Origin of the sequence: Qingshengfaniella alkalisoli, from assembly GCF_007855645.1 — a bacterium.
In the GTDB taxonomy this organism is placed as follows: domain Bacteria; phylum Pseudomonadota; class Alphaproteobacteria; order Rhodobacterales; family Rhodobacteraceae; genus Qingshengfaniella; species Qingshengfaniella alkalisoli.
The window spans coordinates 2174269-2191414 of record NZ_CP042261.1 but is presented as its reverse complement, the minus strand read 5'-3'; the positions used below and the strand labels follow the sequence as shown (position 1 = coordinate 2191414).

The following is a 17146-nucleotide window of genomic DNA, read 5'->3' as shown; positions in this document are numbered from 1 at the left end:
TTCAGTCCTTCACAAACAATCTGCGCGGCACATTGGCCAAACATTCTGGCCCGCCATCGGTCACGACGAAGGACTCGGTCAACTCGAAACCCCAGTCATCCATCCACAGGCCTGTCATGAAGTGGAAGGTCATGCCTTCCTGCAACTCTGTCCTGTCGCCACGACGAAGGCTCATAGTCCGCTCGCCCCAATCAGGTGGATAGCTCAGCCCGATGGGATAGCCGGTGCGGTTGTCCTTCTCGATGTTGTACTTCTTCAGCACGTTGAAAAAGGCTTGAGCCACGTCCTCGCAGGTGTTCCCGGCGCGTGCGGCCTCCAGCCCGGCCTCCATGCCTTCCAGCGTCGCGGCTTCAGCCTCAAGAAATTCATAGGACGGGCGGCCCAGGAAGATGGTGCGCGACAACGGGCAATGGTACCGGTTGTAGCATCCGGCAATCTCGAAGAACGTACCTTCGCCCACCTTCATTTCCTGATCGTCCCACGTCAAATGTGGAGCAGCCGCGGCCGCCCCAGATGGCAGCAATGGAACAATCGCCGCGTAATCCCCGCCAAAGCCCTGAAACGGGTCATAACGCAGCGACGCATCATAGATTTCCGCCACCAGATCACATTTGCGCACGCCCGGTTCGCATTTTTCCAGAATCCGCGAATGCATCCGTTCGACCAAGCGGGCCGCGATACGCATGTATTCGAGTTCTTGTTCCGACTTCACTGCGCGCTGCCAGTTCACAAGCGATTGAGAATCAACCAGCGTTGCGTCCAGGCCGTTGTCCAGCACCGCGTATGCCTTGGCCGAGAACCAGTAGTTGTCCATCTCGACACCGATTGTGCCCTTGTCCCAGCCGCGCTCTTTCAGCTTGGCGACAAGGTATTCCATCGGGTGCTTTTCCGTCGATTGAACGTAACTGTCATGATAACCGATGATGTCTTCATCCAACATGTAGCACGTCCGGGTCGCGCCCTGCGCATCCTGTTCCCGCCCGAACCAGAAGGGTGCACCGACCGGCCCGACGGCGACACATTGATGCACGTAGAAGGACCAACCATCATAGCCCGTCAGCCATGCCATATTGGATGGGTCCGACACGATCAGCGTATCGATACCTTGCCTTTCCATAGCCTTGCGCGTCTTCGCTAGACGTTCGGCATATTCAGTGGGCGTAAACCTTGGCGACGAATTTGCCATGGCCTATTCCTTCTCGCTCGGGGTTGTAAATTGTCTTAGGTCTTAAATTCGGTGCCCGCGGACGCGGCTTCGGCGCGCGCTCGAGCAAAGATGGCAATGGCTGTGTCCTGCACGCCGGTTCCGGTCAGATCGGCAATTGTGATCTGTTCCGGCGATGATCGTCCCTCCGCGGCACCAGCAACAATGTCTCCAAGCTCGGGGAACACCTCAACACCGGACACCAGCCCGGCCTCGATCACGGATCGCAGTTCTCCCATCTTGCGGGTCTGCGACAGTCGATCGGATACATACAGATCCGCACGCTGAAAACACCCCGGTGCCAGTTCGTTCTTTCCCGGTTGGTCGGACCCCATCGCGGTGATGTGCTGGCCGGGGATCAACCATTCTGGCAGCACTACCGGATCGGTGGCGGGTGTTGTCGTCACCACGATATCGGCGGCTGCAACTGCCGTTTCAGCCTTTGCCGCAACAACGACATCTAAACCAAGGTCGGCGCGCATGTCTTCCGCCATCACCTCCGCCTTGGCCGGGTCGCGCGCCCAGATCACCGCTTGCTTGATCGGTCGCACAAGCGTCAGCGCCTTCAGTTGCAACCGCGCCTGAACACCTGCACCGATGACGCAGGCGGTGGCGGCATCTTCGCGCGACAGGTGGCGCGCGGCGACCGCACCGGCCGCTGCGGTTCGGACATCAGTTAAATAGCCATTGTCCAGTAGCAAAGATTCCAACACGCCGGTTGACGTGGAAAACAGCATCATCAGCCCCGATGTGGATGGCAGGCCAATCTGCGGATTGTTGAAGAAACCGGGTGACACCTTGATCGCAAAGCTCGGCAGGTCCGGCACATAGGCCGTTTTAACATCGACTTCGCCGTGATGGTCGGGGATAGCCATGGACAGGACCGGCGGCATCACGACATTACCTGACGCCAGCGACCGGAACGCCCCCTCCACGCAATTTATCGCGGCGAGATCGAGTATCACCAGATCGCGCAGTTCGGATTCCGTCAGAATACGGATCTCTGGCATGGCCTATCCCTCCTTCGTCAGATTGACATCCTCCCCCGAGATGATCCGGTGGTGCAGGTTCATGTCTATGTTTCCGCCACTTAGCAAAAGGCCCAACGGCACTTCAGATGTCAACTTGCCCGCAAGAACAGCAGCAACGCCCACGGCAGCGGCACCTTCGACAATCTGACGGTCCTGCCAGTAGCAGTGACGAATACCGGCGGCGATTTCCGCCTCGGTCAACAGGATCACGTCATCAATGAGGTCGCGCACAAGCGCGAAGCTATGGCGGTTCTGCAAGCCGATGCCGCCTCCCAGAGAATCTGCCAGTGTCGGAAGCTCGTTACAAGGGACCGGATGACCTGCCCGCAGGCTATCGCTCATGGCAGCGCCCCGCTCCATACACACGCCGGTGACGCGGATGTCCGGGTTTTGTGCCTTGAGAGCCACGGCAATCCCGCCCAGCAACCCGCCGCCAGACAGCCCTATTGCGACAGTGCCCAGATCGGGCATCTGTTCCAGCATCTCCAATCCCAGCGTTCCCTGTCCCGCGATAACACGCGGATCGTCGAACGGCGGAACCATGATCATGCCGTCTTCGGCAACAAGCCGGTCAACCTCCTCCTGGGCATCGTCCTGCGATTGCCCCACGATACGAACCTCCGCACCAAGCGCGCGGACGGCATCAGCCTTGTTCTGCGGAACCAGATGTGACAGGCAAATTACGCAGCGGGCACCGGCCTGACGGGCCGCATACGCCAACGCCCGGCCATGATTGCCGGTCGACGCGGCGGTCACCCCACGCGCGCGCTCATCGTCAGACAGTTGCAACACTGTATTCGCCGCCCCGCGCAGCTTGAATGCACCGGTATGCTGAAGATGCTCCATCTTCAGCCATACGGGAGCACCAACGATTTCGGAAAGACGTGATGACTGCTCGCAAGGTGTATCGCGGATCGTCCCGTCAATGCGCGTTCGGGCCGCTTGGATATCCGCAATCGTCACCGTCATGCGGCGTCGTCACCTTCTTTCAACCTAGCCAACAGGCAGCCATAGCCGGGTCTGGCCGTCAATCCGGCCGCGCGCAACATGGCCCAGAACGTAACCTGGTTCGAGCTCAGGACTGGCTTACCGATACGCGCCTCGATCCGTTCGATCACGGGCATGGCAGGCAAAGAGGTGCATGACAGAAACACGGCGTCCGCCTCCGGCACATCTGCCGAAACCGCCGCTTCGACAATACTGTCATAGGTGATCCGGCCCATGATCTGATCGCTCCCGATGCCAAGGCAATGAGCGCGCACCACGTTGACACCATGACTTTCGAAATACCCGTTCAGAGCGGCTGTCGTCTCCGGCAGATAGGGCGTCATCACCGCGATCCGGCGCGCGCCAAGTTCGTCGAACGCCTGTCGTGCTGCGCGCGCTGGCGTGACAAGCGGAACACCCGGACGCGCCACAGCGACAGCGTGATCCATTTCGGCGTCACCAATGACCGCAGACCCCGATGTGCATCCGAACCCGATGGCTGCGAGCGGCTGATCCGGAACGACGAGCGATGCCGCCTGCGTCAAACGCGGCGCCATTGCTGCGAGGTTTTCTGGCGTGGTCGGGTTGGCGAACTCGATCCGGTTTACATGAAGCGCTACGTCGTCAGGCAGCACGCGCCGCGCATCCCCCTCGATCGTCAGATCGGTGGACAACGCGATCAGCCCGAACCGGGTGATATCTTCGGCCGTCAGTTCAGGTGGCTGGGTCGCAACGGTGATATGAGACGCCGGCATGAGTCACACGACCATGACCGGGCAGCGCGCAAGCCCTGTCACCTTATGCGACACACTGCCGAGCAGATAACCCTCGACCGACCCGAGCCCACGCGAACCGATGACGATCAGGTCAATGTCGTGTTCCTTGGCAAACCCCACGATTGTGCGCGAGGCATGACCCGATTTGACAAACGCGCGCACCTTTTCGACGCCAGCCTCCTTCGCGAGGTTCTTGGCAGTCTCGGCCACATCCCGCGCCGCGCTCCGCATGATGTCATCCATGTTGCCCGGATCGTTAGGGCGCACCATGGAAAACGACGCTTCCAACATCGAATGGTGGCGAAAGACGGTCAGAACACACAGGTTGGCGTCACTGGCCTTGGCCAGTTCCGCCGCCTTGCGAAGCGCGCGTTCAGCGCCCACTGACCCGTCGAAGGGTACGAGGATGTTATCAAACATGATCGCTCCTTACTTGGCAAAGGCCAGATCGCGCAGGAACAAGGCGATCTGCGGGAAAAAGATGAGAGCCACCGACACCGACAGAAGAATCGCGATGAACGGTGGTGTCCCGCGGATAACCTCGATGTAGGGACGTTTAAAGACCGCAATGGCCGTAAAGATATCGCATCCGAAAGGCGGCGTCGCGGAACCGATGGCAACCTGAAGCACAACCAGCGTACCGACCAAAACCGGGTCGATACCAAGGGTTTCCACGACCGGCGCGAAGATCGGCACGAACACAAGAATCACGACAATCGGGTCAACAAACATACAGCCGATGAAGAAGGCGATCGAAATGACGAACAGCACACCGATTTGCCCCATCTCGTCGATCCCGATGGCACCAAGCACCTGCTGCGGTATCTGAGCGAAGGAAATCACATAGGAAAAAGCGGCGCCCGCTCCGACGAGGATAAACACGACCGCGGTGATAAGGCCCGTTGATTTAGCGGTGTTATAAACGCCCTTCAGATCAAGCGTCCGAAAAATCACCACTTCCAGTACCAGCGCATACAGCACACAGGCGGCTGCGGCTTCCGTCGGACTGAAGATACCGCCGTAAATGCCGCCGATAATAATGAGCGGGAACCCCAACGGCCACAACGCATTGCGCACTGCGACCAGACGATGGCGCCAGCTGGTTTTCGGCTCGGTGGGCACGTTGTTCCGTACAGCATAGATGTAGGAGTAGATCGAAAAGAGCAGCAGAATCAGCAAACCCGGACCTACACCAGCGATGAACAGTTCCGAAATCGACGTGTTCGACACAACGCCATAGATGATCATCCCGATGGACGGGGGAATCAGGAACGCGATGTCCGACGAGTTCACGATCAGCGCCAGAATGAAACTGTCCTTATACCCCGCCTTCTGCATGCGCGGACGCAGAGGACCACCGATAGCAACCACCGTGGCCTGCGTGGACCCGGATACCGCGCCGAACATCGTACAAGCCGCCGCCGTGGAGACCGCCAGACCACCCTTGATGTGTCCGACGAAAGACATCACCAGATCGATCAGACGTCCCGCCGACTCGCCACGCGTCATGATATCGGCAGCGAAGATGAACATCGGCACGGCGATCAGGGACGCGGGCCGGATGCCCGCCAGTATCTGCTGGACCATGGTTTCCAACTGCCCAAATCCGCCGAACAGCGAATAGAATCCGACGAACGACCCCACGATCAGCGGGATCATCATCGGGAAGCCCAGCAGCAACAGCACGATCATGATGGAGAAAATGGTTATGGCCATGGATCAGATCTCCATCTCGTCGTTGCTGTAGCCCTCCAGCACATTCGTGGACAGGTAGATATCTTTCTCGATCATGTTCTTGATCGCGGTCAGCGCGTATTGCAGGCCGGTCATCAGGAAGCCCACCGGCACCCAGACAAAGATGATCCAGTTCGGGATTTGCAGGGAAGGCAGAACGCGACCTCGCGATTGCAATGTCAGAACGTATTGGAACGAGTACCACGCCAGCCCGAACATGAAGACCGCCGTCACCAGCGCGATGATGATCGTCAGCAGTTTGCGTGGCTTTGTCGGCAGTTCGTCATAGATCGCCGACATCCGGATATGCCGCCCATGTCGCGCGGCGTAGCTGATGCCCGCAAAGGTAATCAGGATGATCAAAATGCGGTTCAGTTCTTCGGAAAAGTAAATGCTACTTTGGAATACAAAGCGGCCGACAACGTTTGAAACCGTGTTCAAGGCCATCAGCAGAACGCCCGCCGCAAGAAGAACGGACTCCACGCGGCTGATCGCCGTGTCTATGGTGCCAAGAATGCCCGGCAGGTCGGAAACATAGGCTCCCAATTCCTCGTCATCGGTCGTGGTTGTCTCCGTTTGCGACTGGAGCTGCGAGTCGTGATGTTCTGAATCGTTCAAGGGCGAACCCCCTTGCGCTGAAAATTCGATTGGGCGCGCGCAGTTTCCCGCGCACGCCTTTGAATGGATAGGTTTTAGCTGCCAGTGGCGGCTTCAATGTCCGCTTTCATCTGGTCAAGGATCGCCTTGCCGCTGTCGCCGGTCATCTCGATGAAGGTCTCTTCAACCGAGGCCGCGGCATCCATGAAGGGCTGGCGCTGTTCTTCGGTCAGCACCGTGATTTCAATGCCCGGCTTAGCTTCCTTAATCGCGGCCAGTCCTTCTTCCTGAAGGTTGGACTGATAATCGAGGATATGCTCGAATGCGACGTCGATCGCGTCCTGAACAACCTTCTGGTCTTCCTCGGACAAGCCGTCATAGAACTCCTTGTTGGCCATCACAGCAGTGGTGAAATTGTTGTGGCCGGTGAAGGTGATGTGATCTGTAACTTCGTACATCTTCGTGGACTCGATGAAGAACACCGGGTTCTCCTGGCCCTGAATGATGTTGGTCTGAAGACCGCCATAGACCTCGCCCCAAGGCAGCGGCGTCGGCGTCGCACCAAAGGCCTGATAGCTTTCCACCAACAGCGGGTTGGTCATCACGCGGAACTTGACCTCGTCAAGATCCTCCGGGCTTGTCACCGGCTCCTTCGTGGTCATGGCGACTTCGCCCTCGGGGAACATCGTCAGCAGTTCCAGCCCCTGCTCCGCATAGAGCGGCGGGAACATTTCGTGGATGGCCTTCGAATTCCGGAAGAAGTCATACAGCGCGTCAGTGTCCTGCGGCAGCATGTAAGGCACGAAGAAGACCTGCGCTTCAGGGATCAGCGATCCAGTGAAGCCCGGTGACTGGTCCACGAACTGAAGGATACCGGCTTGGGCCTGCTCCATCGTGTCAGCGGATTCACCTAGCGTGCCATAGGGGAAAAGCTGGACCTCGTGATCGGAATTGGCCTCGATCTCTTCCTTGAACTTCTGCGCGAATATACCCTGAACCTCGTCCAGAGCTTCCTCGAACGCGTAACGCCAAGTGTCAGCCGAAGCCGCCCCCATGCTGGCAACCAGTGCAACTGCGGCCGTTGCTCCTGCGAGCAATGTTTTAACGGGAGTCATAATTTCTCCTTCCTGTTGTCGTACAAGAGTCCAACCCAAACCCAACGGCAGTAAGGTCAAGCGGCTCCCTTTCCCGCCGAGAAGCCGGGCGAACGGCGGGTTTCTACTCGTCCGAATGGCCTTCAGACACCTTGCGCCCGGTAGGTGTCATGCGGGCAGGCGATATTCGGCCTGCACAGGCGGCCACTCAATGGATGGAAGCATGAGAGCGGTATAAAATCGTGTCAATCTGATAATTAAATCATGACAATTTTTGACCCCAAGTAGGTCGATAACCGGCAATCCCGGCGCTGTTCACGGCCGGAATTCATGCACCCGGACAAGTTTTCAGTGGGTCAAATCGTCAGGAAGGACGGTTCTCCGCCCGATTTCGCCAGTCTCGCAACTACTGACAGGCCGTGATCCAGCGCCTTTTCATCCGGCGCACCAAGGCATATTCGCAACCCCTTCTCAGCAGGATTTTCTGTCATCGAGAACGAGCTTCCCGGCGCGACCGCCACCCCCTGCAGCCGGGCGCGGGTCACGAAACTGTCCTCCGTCCAACCTTCGGACAGAGGCAGCCAAACATGCAGGCCACGGGGCCTGGCGCGGATATCGAATTCCTCCAGCCGTTTTGCCGCTATCGCATTGCGTCGCGCCAGCGCGCTGCGCTGCCAGCGAAGCAATTCGAGTGCCGTGCCACTATCGACCCATCGCGACGCAATCTCCGCCATCAGCGGTGTGGCCATCCACTGAACGGCGAGGTTGCGGCTACTTGCCGCCGCCTCAAAAGCTTCCGGCACCACCAGATAACCCAATCGAAGCCCCGGCAGCAGACATTTGGAAAAGCCTGTGTGATAGAAACTCCGCTCGGGCGCGAAGCTGGCGACAGGCGCCGGCCGACGGGCGTCAATGGGTCCGCAGGCATCGTTTTCAATGATCAGGAAACCGTGCTTGCGAGCAAGTTCGCCAAGCTCCCGCCGTCGTTCCGCCGGCATCACGCGCCCCGTCGGACCAAGGCCAGAAGGCAAGATATAAAGGGCCTTGACCGCACGACCAGCACAAAACCGGTCCAACGCCGCCAGATCAATTCCCCCCTCATCACTGGGGACTGTTGCATGACGCATCCCAAGATACCGGATCAGCGCGGCGAGAGTATGGTGGCACAGCTCTTCAGTCATGATCAGATCACCCTGCGACGCCGCCGTCATCAAGGCCACGGTCATCGCGGCGCTGTTGCCATTGGTCGGGATCACCAGCGATGCCTGTGTCCTAATCCCGCAATAGCGCAGCCATTCCACACCACGCATCGCATGCGACCAAAGCGCCTTGCGCGGGCGAAAGCTGAACAAGGTCTCCGGAGGCAAGCCATCTGCCATGTCGCGCAGGGTGTCCTGAAACCTCTCGATATGCAGGTCGGACAGAACAGGCGTCAGCATCGAGCAGTCGATAATCGGGTCGCTACTGTCGATCCGGTGATAGGGTGACGACGGCCCCCGCATCCCAGGCGCAGTCCGCACGAATGTGCCACGCCCGACCCCGCCTTCGATCACATCCAACCGGATCAATTCCTCATAGGCGCGGCTGACCGTCTGAACGGACAGCCCCAGACGAAATGCGAGATCACGATGGGTGGGCAGTTGATCACCCGGCTTCAGTTCCCCGGCCTCGATGGCGGCAAGCAGGGTTTGCGACAGGGAACGATAAGCGGGACGCCGCAAGCTCCCTTTTTCCGGTGGCCAGATTGACATGACCATAGCATTCGGAAAGTCAGGACAATTGACAAGGGGTAACCGGACAGGACAATAGCGCGGATGAAAGGCCACCTTCTAGATGACCGCGATATCGCGATCCTGACGGTCCTGTCCCGCGAGGGGCGGATCTCGAAAACCGACCTTGCCCAGCGAGTCAACTTGTCTGTCACGCCATGCTGGCAGCGGCTGAAACGGCTGGAGCAGGCCGGCCTGATCCGCGGGTATCGTGCCGATGTGGCCCTCAACAAGATCGGTGCGAATGTCGTCGTCTTCGTCATGGCGGAACTGGACAGCCACAAGGCCGAGAACTTTCAGGCGTTTGAACGCGCCATGGACCGCTACGAAGAAGTCACCGGCTGTTGGGCTCTGGGTGGCGGCTATGACTACCTGCTGCAAGTCATCACGCGCGACGTTGCAAGCTATCAAGCGCTGATCGATGATCTACTGGCTGCAAGGATCGGGTTGAAGCGTTATTTCACCTATATCGTGACGAAGGAAGTAAAGGCATCCGGCCTGCCGCCCCTTGATGCATTGCTGCGCCCGAAACGCATCGACTGACGTTTTTTTCTTCTGAAGCCGACAAACAAAGAAGAACTTTCCACGCGGCGCCGGAAACACAGCAGTTTCTTCCTTTGAAGGCGGGCTATTCCTGACTCAACACAGTCAGGAGGTTCGGCAATGTCCAAGATATCTGCTATACGTCAACCCGACGGCTTGGCCGCGATGCTGGTCGATCCGGATCTGATGAAGACGCGTGCGTTCATTGGAAATGAATGGATCGACGCCGAGGCGGTCACACCTGTCATGAACCCCGCCAACGGCAACATAATCGCCGAGGTTGCCAAGCTGAATGAAGCACAAGCACGTCAAGCGGTTGATGCCGCGCAGGCGGTCTTTCCCGCTTGGTCCGGCGCGCTGCCTCAATCCCGCGCGGCACGGCTGCGGGCGTGGTACGACCTGATTATCGGGCACCGCGAAGATCTGGCCCGCATCATGACGTCCGAGCAGGGCAAGCCAATTTCCGAGGCGCGTGGCGAAATCGACTACGCCGCCAGTTTCATCGAATTCTACGCCGAAGAAGCCAAGCGCCCGAACATCGAAAACGTGACGTCCCACCTGCCGGATGCAGAGGTCGAGATCTGGCGCGAACCTGTCGGCGTCGCGGCATTGGTCACACCCTGGAACTTCCCCTCGGCGATGATCACCCGCAAAGCCGCTGCCGCGCTGGCCGCTGGCTGCACCGTCGTTGTTCATCCATCGCACGAAACGCCATTGTCCGCGCTGGCACTGGCCGAACTGGCACGCAGGGCGGGCTTCCCGCCGGGCGTTTTCAACGTCGTCACCGGCCGCGCGTCCGAACTGGTCCCCGCATGGACCTCCGACCCGCGCGTCCGCGCGCTGTCCTTCACCGGCTCGACCGAAATCGGCAAGCTGCTCTATCGCCAATCGGCGGATACCGTGAAACGGCTGGTACTGGAACTGGGCGGGCACGCTCCGTTCATCGTGTTCAAGGGCGCCAATCTGGATCAGGCCGTCGAAGAAGGGATCAAGGCCAAGTTCGCGACCACGGGTCAGGACTGCCTCGGCGCAAACCGGTTCTTCGTCGAGCGTCCCGCATACGACGCGTTCTGCGAGAAGTTTGCGGCTGCGACTGCGGCGCTGACACTTGGCCCAGGCATGGACAATCCCGATCTTGGCCCGCTGATGAATGAAGGTGCCGTCGCCAAGCAGGAAGAACACGTCAAGGACGCGATCGCGAAGGGCGCAAAACTGATGACCGGTGGTCAGCGCGATGCGCAAGGGCCGCTGTTCTTCCAGGCAACTGTGCTGAAGGATGTCTCCGATGACGCGCTCATCATGCGAGAAGAAACCTTCGGCCCGGTCGCCGCGATCACCCCATTCGACACGGCAGACGAAGTAATCGCCCGCGCCAATGACACCGAGTACGGGCTTGTCGCCTATCTGCACACGATGGACCCGCGCCGGATTTACCGCCTGAGCCGCGCGCTGCAATTCGGGATGGTCGCTGTGAACCGCACGAAAGTTACCGGCGCGCCAATTCCCTTCGGTGGAATGAAGCAATCGGGCATCGCGCGTGAAGGCGCCCGCTTCGGCCTGGAGGCTTTCACCGACATCAAATATGTCTGCCGCGATTGGGCGTAGCGGGAGGCACCATGCATATCCTCTTCGTTCTCGCCCACCCCGAACCGAAATCCTTCAACGCAGCGCTTGTCCAATCCGGCAAGCGCGCACTGGAATCTGACGGTCACACGGTCGAAATCTCCGATCTGTACGGGGAACATTTCGATCCGGTGGAGCACCCCCGACACTACGCCGACCGCGCAGATAACGACACGTTTTCTGCGCTGGCCGAGCAGCGCCATGCTTACAAGAGCGGTACACTTGCCCCGGAGATCACGCGCGAGATAGAACGGCTTGAACGCGCCGATCTGGTTGTTTTCCAGTTCCCGATCTGGTGGCATTCGGTTCCGGCGATGATCAAGGGCTGGTGCGACCGCGTGTTTGTCAGCGGAGGTCTGTACACCAGTCGGATGCGCTATGGTGAGGGCTATTTTCGCGGCAAGCGCGCCATGTGCTCCGTCACGTCCGGCGCACCCGCTGATACATTCGTCCCGGGCGGCCGGGGTGGCGAGATCAGTCAGATTCTGTGGTCCACGCATTTTTCGCTGCATTACATGGGATTTGATGTTCTTCCGCCGCATGGCAGCTTCGGCATCCAGGGGCATGGCTATCGCTACGCGGATGACGGTGAGTTTCGTGACGGTCTTGAGTCCGCGAAGGACCGTTTCGCCCACAGACTGCTATCGCTCGACGAACATGCCCCACTTCAGTTTCCGAGCTGGGAAGACTGGGACGATATGGGGCGTCCGCTTAATACCAAGAACAAGAATGCAAAGGAGGCACTATGCTGACCAACGATCAACTCGGAAACTGGGATCGGGAAAACTTCTTCCATCCCTCGACTCACCTTGCGCAGTTCGCGCGTGGCGACGCACCTCAGCGAATCGTCTCCACCGGAAAGGGCGTTTTCATCGAGGATCGGGAAGGCACGAAGCTGTTGGACGCGTTCGCCGGCCTTTACTGTGTGAATGTCGGCTACGGCCGCCCCGAGATCGCGGATGCCATCGCGGAGCAGGCGAAAGAACTGGCATACTACCATGCCTATGCCGGGCACGGGACCGAGGCCTCTATCACGCTGGCCAAAATGGTGCTGGACCGCGCGCCAGATCACATGTCGAAGGTCTATTTCGGCCTGTCCGGCTCGGACGCAAACGAAACCAACATCAAGCTGGTCTGGTACTACAACAACATCCTCGGTCGGCCCGAGAAAAAGAAAATCATTTCGCGCTGGCGCGGGTATCACGGTTCCGGGCTGATGACCGGCTCGCTGACGGGACTTGAATTGTTTCACAAGAAGTTCGACCTGCCGCTGTCACAGGTGATCCACACGGAAGCGCCTTACTACTACCGCCGCGAGGATACCGCGCAGTCGGAGGCAGACTTCGTCGCCCATTGCGCGGCTGAACTGGAAGCCCTGATCGAGCGCGAAGGCCCCGACACCATCGCCGCAATGATCGGCGAGCCGGTTCTGGGCACTGGCGGCATCGTTCCCCCGCCCGCAGGTTACTGGGACGCCATCCAAGCGGTGCTGAACAAATACGATATCCTGCTGATAGCAGACGAGGTCGTGACCGGCTTCGGTCGCCTGGGATCAATGTTTGGGTCTGCTCATTACGGGATCAAGCCGGACATCATCACCATCGCGAAGGGTCTAACCTCGGCCTATGCACCGCTGTCTGGCTCGATCATCTCGGACAAGGTCTGGAAGGTGCTGGAAAAAGGCACGGACGAAAACGGCGTGATCGGCCATGGCTGGACCTATGCCGCACACCCCATCGGTGCCGCAGCCGGCGTTGCAAACCTGTCGCTGATCGACAGTCTTGGGCTGGTTGAAAACGCCGGCAAGACAGGTGCGTATCTAAACAAGGCCATGACCGACGCGATAGGCGATCATCCGAATGTGGGCGAGGTTCGCGGCGAAGGGATGCTTTGTGCCGTCGAGTTGGTCGAGAACAAGGGTAGTCGCAAGTTCTATGATCCGGCCGGGCAGACCGGTGCGAAAGTCGTGGCCGCTATGCTCAAACGTGGTGTGATTGCCCGCGCGATGCCGCAAGGCGACATCATTGGATTTGCGCCACCACTGTGCCTGTCCGAGGCGGAAGCCGATCAGATCGTCGCCGCGACAGCCGGTGCCGTGAAAGAAGTTCTGGGGTGACAGAAAAAGCCCCGCCGTGAAGGCGGGGCAAGTTTGGGGACAATGGAGAGTGGCCGAGGCAGGAATGGGCCACTCTCCGGATCATGCTGTCAGGCGGCAATCGCCCGCAGCATCCATGCCGCTTTCTCATGAAAAGCGGACCGTTCGGTTGCAAGGTCGCCGGTGACCATGTCGTTCCGACCTTCTGCCAATTCGATAAGTGCGTGCAGACGGTGCGCCGCGCGTTCGTGATCCTTCGCCAGGCTTTCGACCATCTCGCGGGCGTTTAGTGGTTTGTCAGCATCTTCAATTACGGAATCTGCGATTATTTGTCTTAGCGTCATCGGCGCCAAGGCTCCCAGCGCGCGAATTCGCTCTGCCATGTCGTCAGCCGCCTGGAACAGGTTTTCGTACTGTTCTTCGGTCAGATTGTGAACGCCGTAGAATAGAGGCCCCTCGACATTCCAGTGAAAGGCGTGGGTCTTGAATACAAGACGGTAAGTGTCGGCCAACGCCTTCGACAATGCTTGAGCGACAATTTCGGGATCGCGCACGCCGGTTTTGACTTCTTGAGGCTGTGGGACAACGGCAAGTTTCTCGGCCATGTTCTTACTCCATCTGTGTCATTCGGTTGAGTAAGGAACGTTCGATTCAATCCTGAGTTCCAATCCGCTGATAGCAACGAAGAGGGCCAGCCCGTCTTCAACACAATTTGTCAGGGCGCACGCCCGAATAGTGCCCGCGCAAGTGCTGCGACGATAAACAGCACCATGAATATGACAAACAGGATTTGTGCGATACCGGCCGATGCCGACGCGATGCCACCGAAGCCGAAAACACCGGCGACGATGGCGACAATGAGGAAGAGAAGTGCCCAATGCAGCATGTGTCTACCCTTTCAATCTCGTTTCAGTTCGAACGTTGCGCCTGCGGCGCCCATGGATTGAAAACCCCTGATCGACATGCCGGTTCCATCACACAATTGACGCAGGGTCGGGAACCGGGTTCCATGGTCCTGCGTTTGGCTGAGAATGATGCAACAACTGGAGTTTGTTGAAATGGCTACGAGAAACACCGCCAGCAAGACGGATGCACCAAGCGTCGAGGATCTTGCCGCACAGCTCGACACCCTTCGCGGTGACATTGCGCACCTGACCGAGTTGATGGGTGACTACGGCAAGGACCGCGTAAACAAGGCCGGAGCGACCGCGCAGAAACACGCGGCCGATCTACGTGCCCGCGCTGAGCACGACGCCGAACGCCTGCAAGCACAGGCCAATGAATTTGCTCATGACGCCGAAGCCTTCATGCGTGAGCGCCCCGCGACCACGCTCGGCATGGCGGCGGCACTTGGCTTTCTCGTCGGCATTCTGACGAGCCGTCGCTGAACATGCTAAAGGCAATCGAACAGCTTCTCAGCCGCGCGGCAGCCAATGCCGCGCTAGCTTTGCTTGCCGGCGCATCCGTGACCGTGGGCATTGCGTTTTTAACCGTGGCCGCCTGGATCGCGTTGGCCAGTCATTACGACACGCTTGTCGCGGCGTTGGTCATCGGCTGCGCCTACGTCGCGCTGTCGGCCATTCTGTTTGCCGCGTTAAAAACCAGCGGACGCCATTCGCCACCTCCCGAATACCGCGCCCCGCCACCTCCACCGCCACAATCGGACATCGTTTCGCTTGTAGAAGCATTCTTCAGCGGTTTCGATGCCGCGCGTCGACGCAATCGGCGGCGCTAAGCCGCCCGCGCCGAGATCAGCCCCTGAAGCAACCGAAAATCGTCGAATGCAGCCGAATGGGGCAGTTCGGCGATGGGCGTCTTCCGGTAGCCTTCGGTGAACATTAGAAACGGGACGGATGCATTCAGCGCCGTCTCTGCATCTACTTCGCTATCACCCACAAAGTAACGGTCAGCGCCGCCCAGCATATCGAAGGTTGCCCATAGCGGTTCAGGCGACGGCTTGCGCTGGTTCAGGCTGTCGCCCCCGATCACGGCTTGAAAATGACGGTCGATCCCGAAGTGCCGCAAGATGTCTTGTGTCGGTTCAATCGGCTTGTTCGTGCACAGGCCGAGCTGGTGCCCCTGCGCCCGCAGCGCATCCAATGTCGCCTCGACCCCCGGATAAAGCCGCGTTTCCGTCACCGAATCCGCTGCGTAGAACCCGCGAAAGGATGCAAGAAGCTCGGGCTTGCGCGCGGGGTCTACATCCACCGCGTCCAATATACGGCCCACCAGAACCGGAATTCCATTGCCGATGAAGCTGCGCGTCTGCGCCACACTGACAGGTTCGACCCCGATCGAATCGAGCATCTTGGCCCCGGCCGCATGCAGGTCCGGCAGGCTGTCGATCAGCGTGCCATCCAGATCGAAGACAATTGCGCTCACGCTGTGTCTTTCCATTTGATCGAACAGCCCATCGACGGGACCTGATCGCGCGGCCCCTGCCCCGTCTCGGCAACCTGCTTCATCGCCTCGAACAGATCGCGGCGCAAGTCGTCAGGTCCGGCGGAGCTGCGCGAGGCATCCAACCGACCACGATACTGAAGCCCAAGATCCGCGTTGAATCCAAAGAAATCCGGCGTGCACACGGCGTCGTAGGCTCGCGCAATCTGCTGGCTTTCGTCGCGAAGGTACGGAAACGGAAACCCCTTCTCCTCGGCCATCTTCTTCATGTTGTCGAAACTGTCGGCCGGATGGCTTTCCGCGTCATTCGCGCAGATTGCCGCGACGCCGATGCCCATCGACTGGAGCTCCTTCGCATCACGGATGATCCGATCCAGCACCGCCAGAACATAGGGACAGTGATTGCACATGAATACGATCAGCATGCCGTTCTGCCCCTTGATGTCGGACAGAGAATAGATCTTTCCATCCGTCGCGGGCAAAGTGAAGTCTGGCGCGGGCCAGTCGAATTCGCAGGTTTCCGGGGATACGACCATGTCGTTGCTCCTTAAAAGGATCAGACGGCGCGCTCCGCCGCCTCTCGGATCGCGGTGATATTCGCACCATAGGGGGCGGGGTCGTCAACCGATCCGCCCTTGAAAACACCGGAGCCCGCGACAAGGACGTCTGCACCCGCCTCGGCCACGAGCGGCGCGGTTTCGGGCGTCACACCGCCATCGATCTCGATATGGATCGGGCGGTCGCCAATCATGGCGCGCAGATCACGGATCTTGTCGATCTGGCTGCGGATGAATTTCTGCCCACCAAAGCCCGGGTTCACCGTCATCACACAGATCAGATCCACCATGTCGAGCAGATGTTTTGTAGTCTCGGCCGGCGTCGCGGGATTGAGCGCAAGCCCCGCTTTGCAGCCCGCCCCGCGGATCGCCTGGAGCGTCCGGTGGATATGCGGGCCAGCCTCGACATGCGCGGTAATGATGTCGGCGCCCGATTGCGCGAACGCATCGATATAAGGATCGACCGGCGCGATCATCAGGTGCACATCCATGACCGTCTTGATATGGGGTCGGATCGCCGCGCATGTCGCCGGACCGAAGGTGATGTTGGGAACGAAGTGACCGTCCATCACATCGACATGCACCCAGTCACAGCCTTGCGCTTCGATGGCCTGAATCTCCGCGCCGAAATTTGCAAAATCGGCGGACAGAATCGACGGAGCGATTTTGATATTGCGGTTGAAATCCATCTGGGCCCCTGCACTCGGCGTGTTCAGCTTTTGGTTGCCGTAATCAA

20 protein-coding genes are annotated in these 17146 nt (G+C 59.2%); 6 read left to right on the top strand and 14 right to left on the bottom strand.

The genetic code is table 11. The features are described 5' to 3' along the window. Position 1: 1 nt before the first annotated feature. The 9 genes from doeA to ehuR form a co-directional block, all read right to left on the bottom strand. Positions 2-1186 (bottom strand): ectoine hydrolase DoeA, encoded by a 1185-nt coding sequence (gene doeA, locus FPZ52_RS11025; protein ID WP_146365477.1) that lies wholly within the window; start codon positions 1184-1186, stop codon positions 2-4. Positions 1187-1221: 35 nt separating this feature from the next. Then, complete coding sequence (gene eutC, locus FPZ52_RS11020; protein ID WP_146365475.1) at positions 1222-2214, bottom strand: ectoine utilization protein EutC; 993 nt, start codon at positions 2212-2214, stop codon at positions 1222-1224. A gap of 3 nt (positions 2215-2217) precedes the next feature. Continuing rightward, positions 2218-3204, bottom strand: a complete 987-nt coding sequence (gene eutB, locus FPZ52_RS11015) for a hydroxyectoine utilization dehydratase EutB (RefSeq protein ID WP_146365473.1) — start codon at positions 3202-3204, stop codon at positions 2218-2220. Next, the gene (locus FPZ52_RS11010) at positions 3201-3977 is read right to left on the bottom strand and encodes a maleate cis-trans isomerase family protein (RefSeq protein ID WP_146365471.1); all 777 of its coding nucleotides are present in this window, start codon (positions 3975-3977) and stop codon (positions 3201-3203) included. Before FPZ52_RS11010 ends, eutB begins: the two co-directional genes overlap by 4 nt. 3 nt (positions 3978-3980) lie before the next feature. Then, the gene (locus FPZ52_RS11005; RefSeq protein WP_146365470.1) at positions 3981-4418 is read right to left on the bottom strand and encodes a universal stress protein; all 438 of its coding nucleotides are present in this window, start codon (positions 4416-4418) and stop codon (positions 3981-3983) included. Positions 4419-4427: 9 nt separating this feature from the next. Beyond that, positions 4428-5714: a TRAP transporter large permease gene (locus FPZ52_RS11000; protein WP_146365469.1), complete on the bottom strand. Its 1287-nt coding sequence runs from the start codon at positions 5712-5714 to the stop codon at positions 4428-4430. A gap of 3 nt (positions 5715-5717) precedes the next feature. Beyond that, positions 5718-6350, bottom strand: a complete 633-nt coding sequence (locus FPZ52_RS10995) for a TRAP transporter small permease (RefSeq protein ID WP_146365468.1) — start codon at positions 6348-6350, stop codon at positions 5718-5720. 74 nt (positions 6351-6424) lie between these two features. After that, the gene (locus tag FPZ52_RS10990; RefSeq protein ID WP_146365467.1) at positions 6425-7444 is read right to left on the bottom strand and encodes a TRAP transporter substrate-binding protein; all 1020 of its coding nucleotides are present in this window, start codon (positions 7442-7444) and stop codon (positions 6425-6427) included. A gap of 335 nt (positions 7445-7779) precedes the next feature. Continuing rightward, positions 7780-9174 (bottom strand): MocR-like ectoine utilization transcription factor EhuR, encoded by a 1395-nt coding sequence (gene ehuR / locus FPZ52_RS10985; protein ID WP_146365466.1) that lies wholly within the window; start codon positions 9172-9174, stop codon positions 7780-7782. Between the two features lie 63 nt (positions 9175-9237). Between ehuR and FPZ52_RS10980 the strand changes: the two genes are divergently transcribed. From FPZ52_RS10980 to FPZ52_RS10965, 4 genes are all read left to right on the top strand, one after another. Next, positions 9238-9735: an Lrp/AsnC family transcriptional regulator gene (locus FPZ52_RS10980; protein ID WP_146365465.1), complete on the top strand. Its 498-nt coding sequence runs from the start codon at positions 9238-9240 to the stop codon at positions 9733-9735. A 186-nt stretch (positions 9736-9921) separates the two neighbouring features. Beyond that, positions 9922-11340 carry an NAD-dependent succinate-semialdehyde dehydrogenase gene (locus FPZ52_RS10975; protein WP_420851712.1) on the top strand — a complete coding sequence of 473 codons (1419 nt, stop codon included), beginning with the start codon at positions 9922-9924 and terminating at the stop codon, positions 11338-11340. Positions 11341-11351: 11 nt separating this feature from the next. Further along, on the top strand, positions 11352-12110 hold the full coding sequence (locus FPZ52_RS10970) for an NAD(P)H-dependent oxidoreductase (RefSeq protein ID WP_146365464.1): 759 nt from the start codon (positions 11352-11354) through the stop codon (positions 12108-12110). Next, entirely contained in the window at positions 12104-13474 is a 1371-nt protein-coding gene (locus FPZ52_RS10965; protein WP_146365463.1) for an aspartate aminotransferase family protein, read from the top strand. The genes FPZ52_RS10970 and FPZ52_RS10965 overlap by 7 nt, the downstream gene beginning before the upstream one ends. Positions 13475-13563: 89 nt before the next feature. Here FPZ52_RS10965 and FPZ52_RS10960 read toward each other — a convergent pair whose 3' ends face one another. After that, the gene (locus FPZ52_RS10960; RefSeq protein ID WP_146365462.1) at positions 13564-14058 is read right to left on the bottom strand and encodes a Dps family protein; all 495 of its coding nucleotides are present in this window, start codon (positions 14056-14058) and stop codon (positions 13564-13566) included. A 110-nt stretch (positions 14059-14168) separates the two neighbouring features. Then, a complete protein-coding gene (locus FPZ52_RS10955) occupies positions 14169-14339 on the bottom strand; it encodes a DUF1328 domain-containing protein (RefSeq protein WP_146365461.1) in 171 nt (56 codons plus the stop codon). A gap of 172 nt (positions 14340-14511) precedes the next feature. Here FPZ52_RS10955 and FPZ52_RS10950 point away from each other — a divergent pair, with 172 nt between their 5' ends. Together FPZ52_RS10950 and FPZ52_RS10945 are read left to right on the top strand one after the other, a co-directional pair. Continuing rightward, complete coding sequence (locus tag FPZ52_RS10950; RefSeq protein ID WP_168201311.1) at positions 14512-14841, top strand: ElaB/YgaM/YqjD family protein; 330 nt, start codon at positions 14512-14514, stop codon at positions 14839-14841. A gap of 2 nt (positions 14842-14843) precedes the next feature. Beyond that, positions 14844-15188 carry a phage holin family protein gene (locus FPZ52_RS10945; RefSeq protein ID WP_146365459.1) on the top strand — a complete coding sequence of 115 codons (345 nt, stop codon included), beginning with the start codon at positions 14844-14846 and terminating at the stop codon, positions 15186-15188. Here FPZ52_RS10945 and gph read toward each other — a convergent pair. From gph to rpe, 3 genes are read right to left on the bottom strand one after another with little or no spacing between them, the layout of a single operon-like run. Next, positions 15185-15835, bottom strand: a complete 651-nt coding sequence (gene gph / locus FPZ52_RS10940) for a phosphoglycolate phosphatase (protein ID WP_240804355.1) — start codon at positions 15833-15835, stop codon at positions 15185-15187. The two genes, FPZ52_RS10945 and gph, sit on opposite strands and share 4 nt — an antisense overlap. Continuing rightward, positions 15832-16389 (bottom strand): thioredoxin family protein, encoded by a 558-nt coding sequence (locus tag FPZ52_RS10935; protein WP_146365457.1) that lies wholly within the window; start codon positions 16387-16389, stop codon positions 15832-15834. The genes gph and FPZ52_RS10935 overlap by 4 nt, the downstream gene beginning before the upstream one ends. A gap of 20 nt (positions 16390-16409) precedes the next feature. Then, positions 16410-17099 (bottom strand): ribulose-phosphate 3-epimerase, encoded by a 690-nt coding sequence (gene rpe / locus FPZ52_RS10930; RefSeq protein ID WP_146365456.1) that lies wholly within the window; start codon positions 17097-17099, stop codon positions 16410-16412. Positions 17100-17146 lie beyond the last annotated feature (47 nt).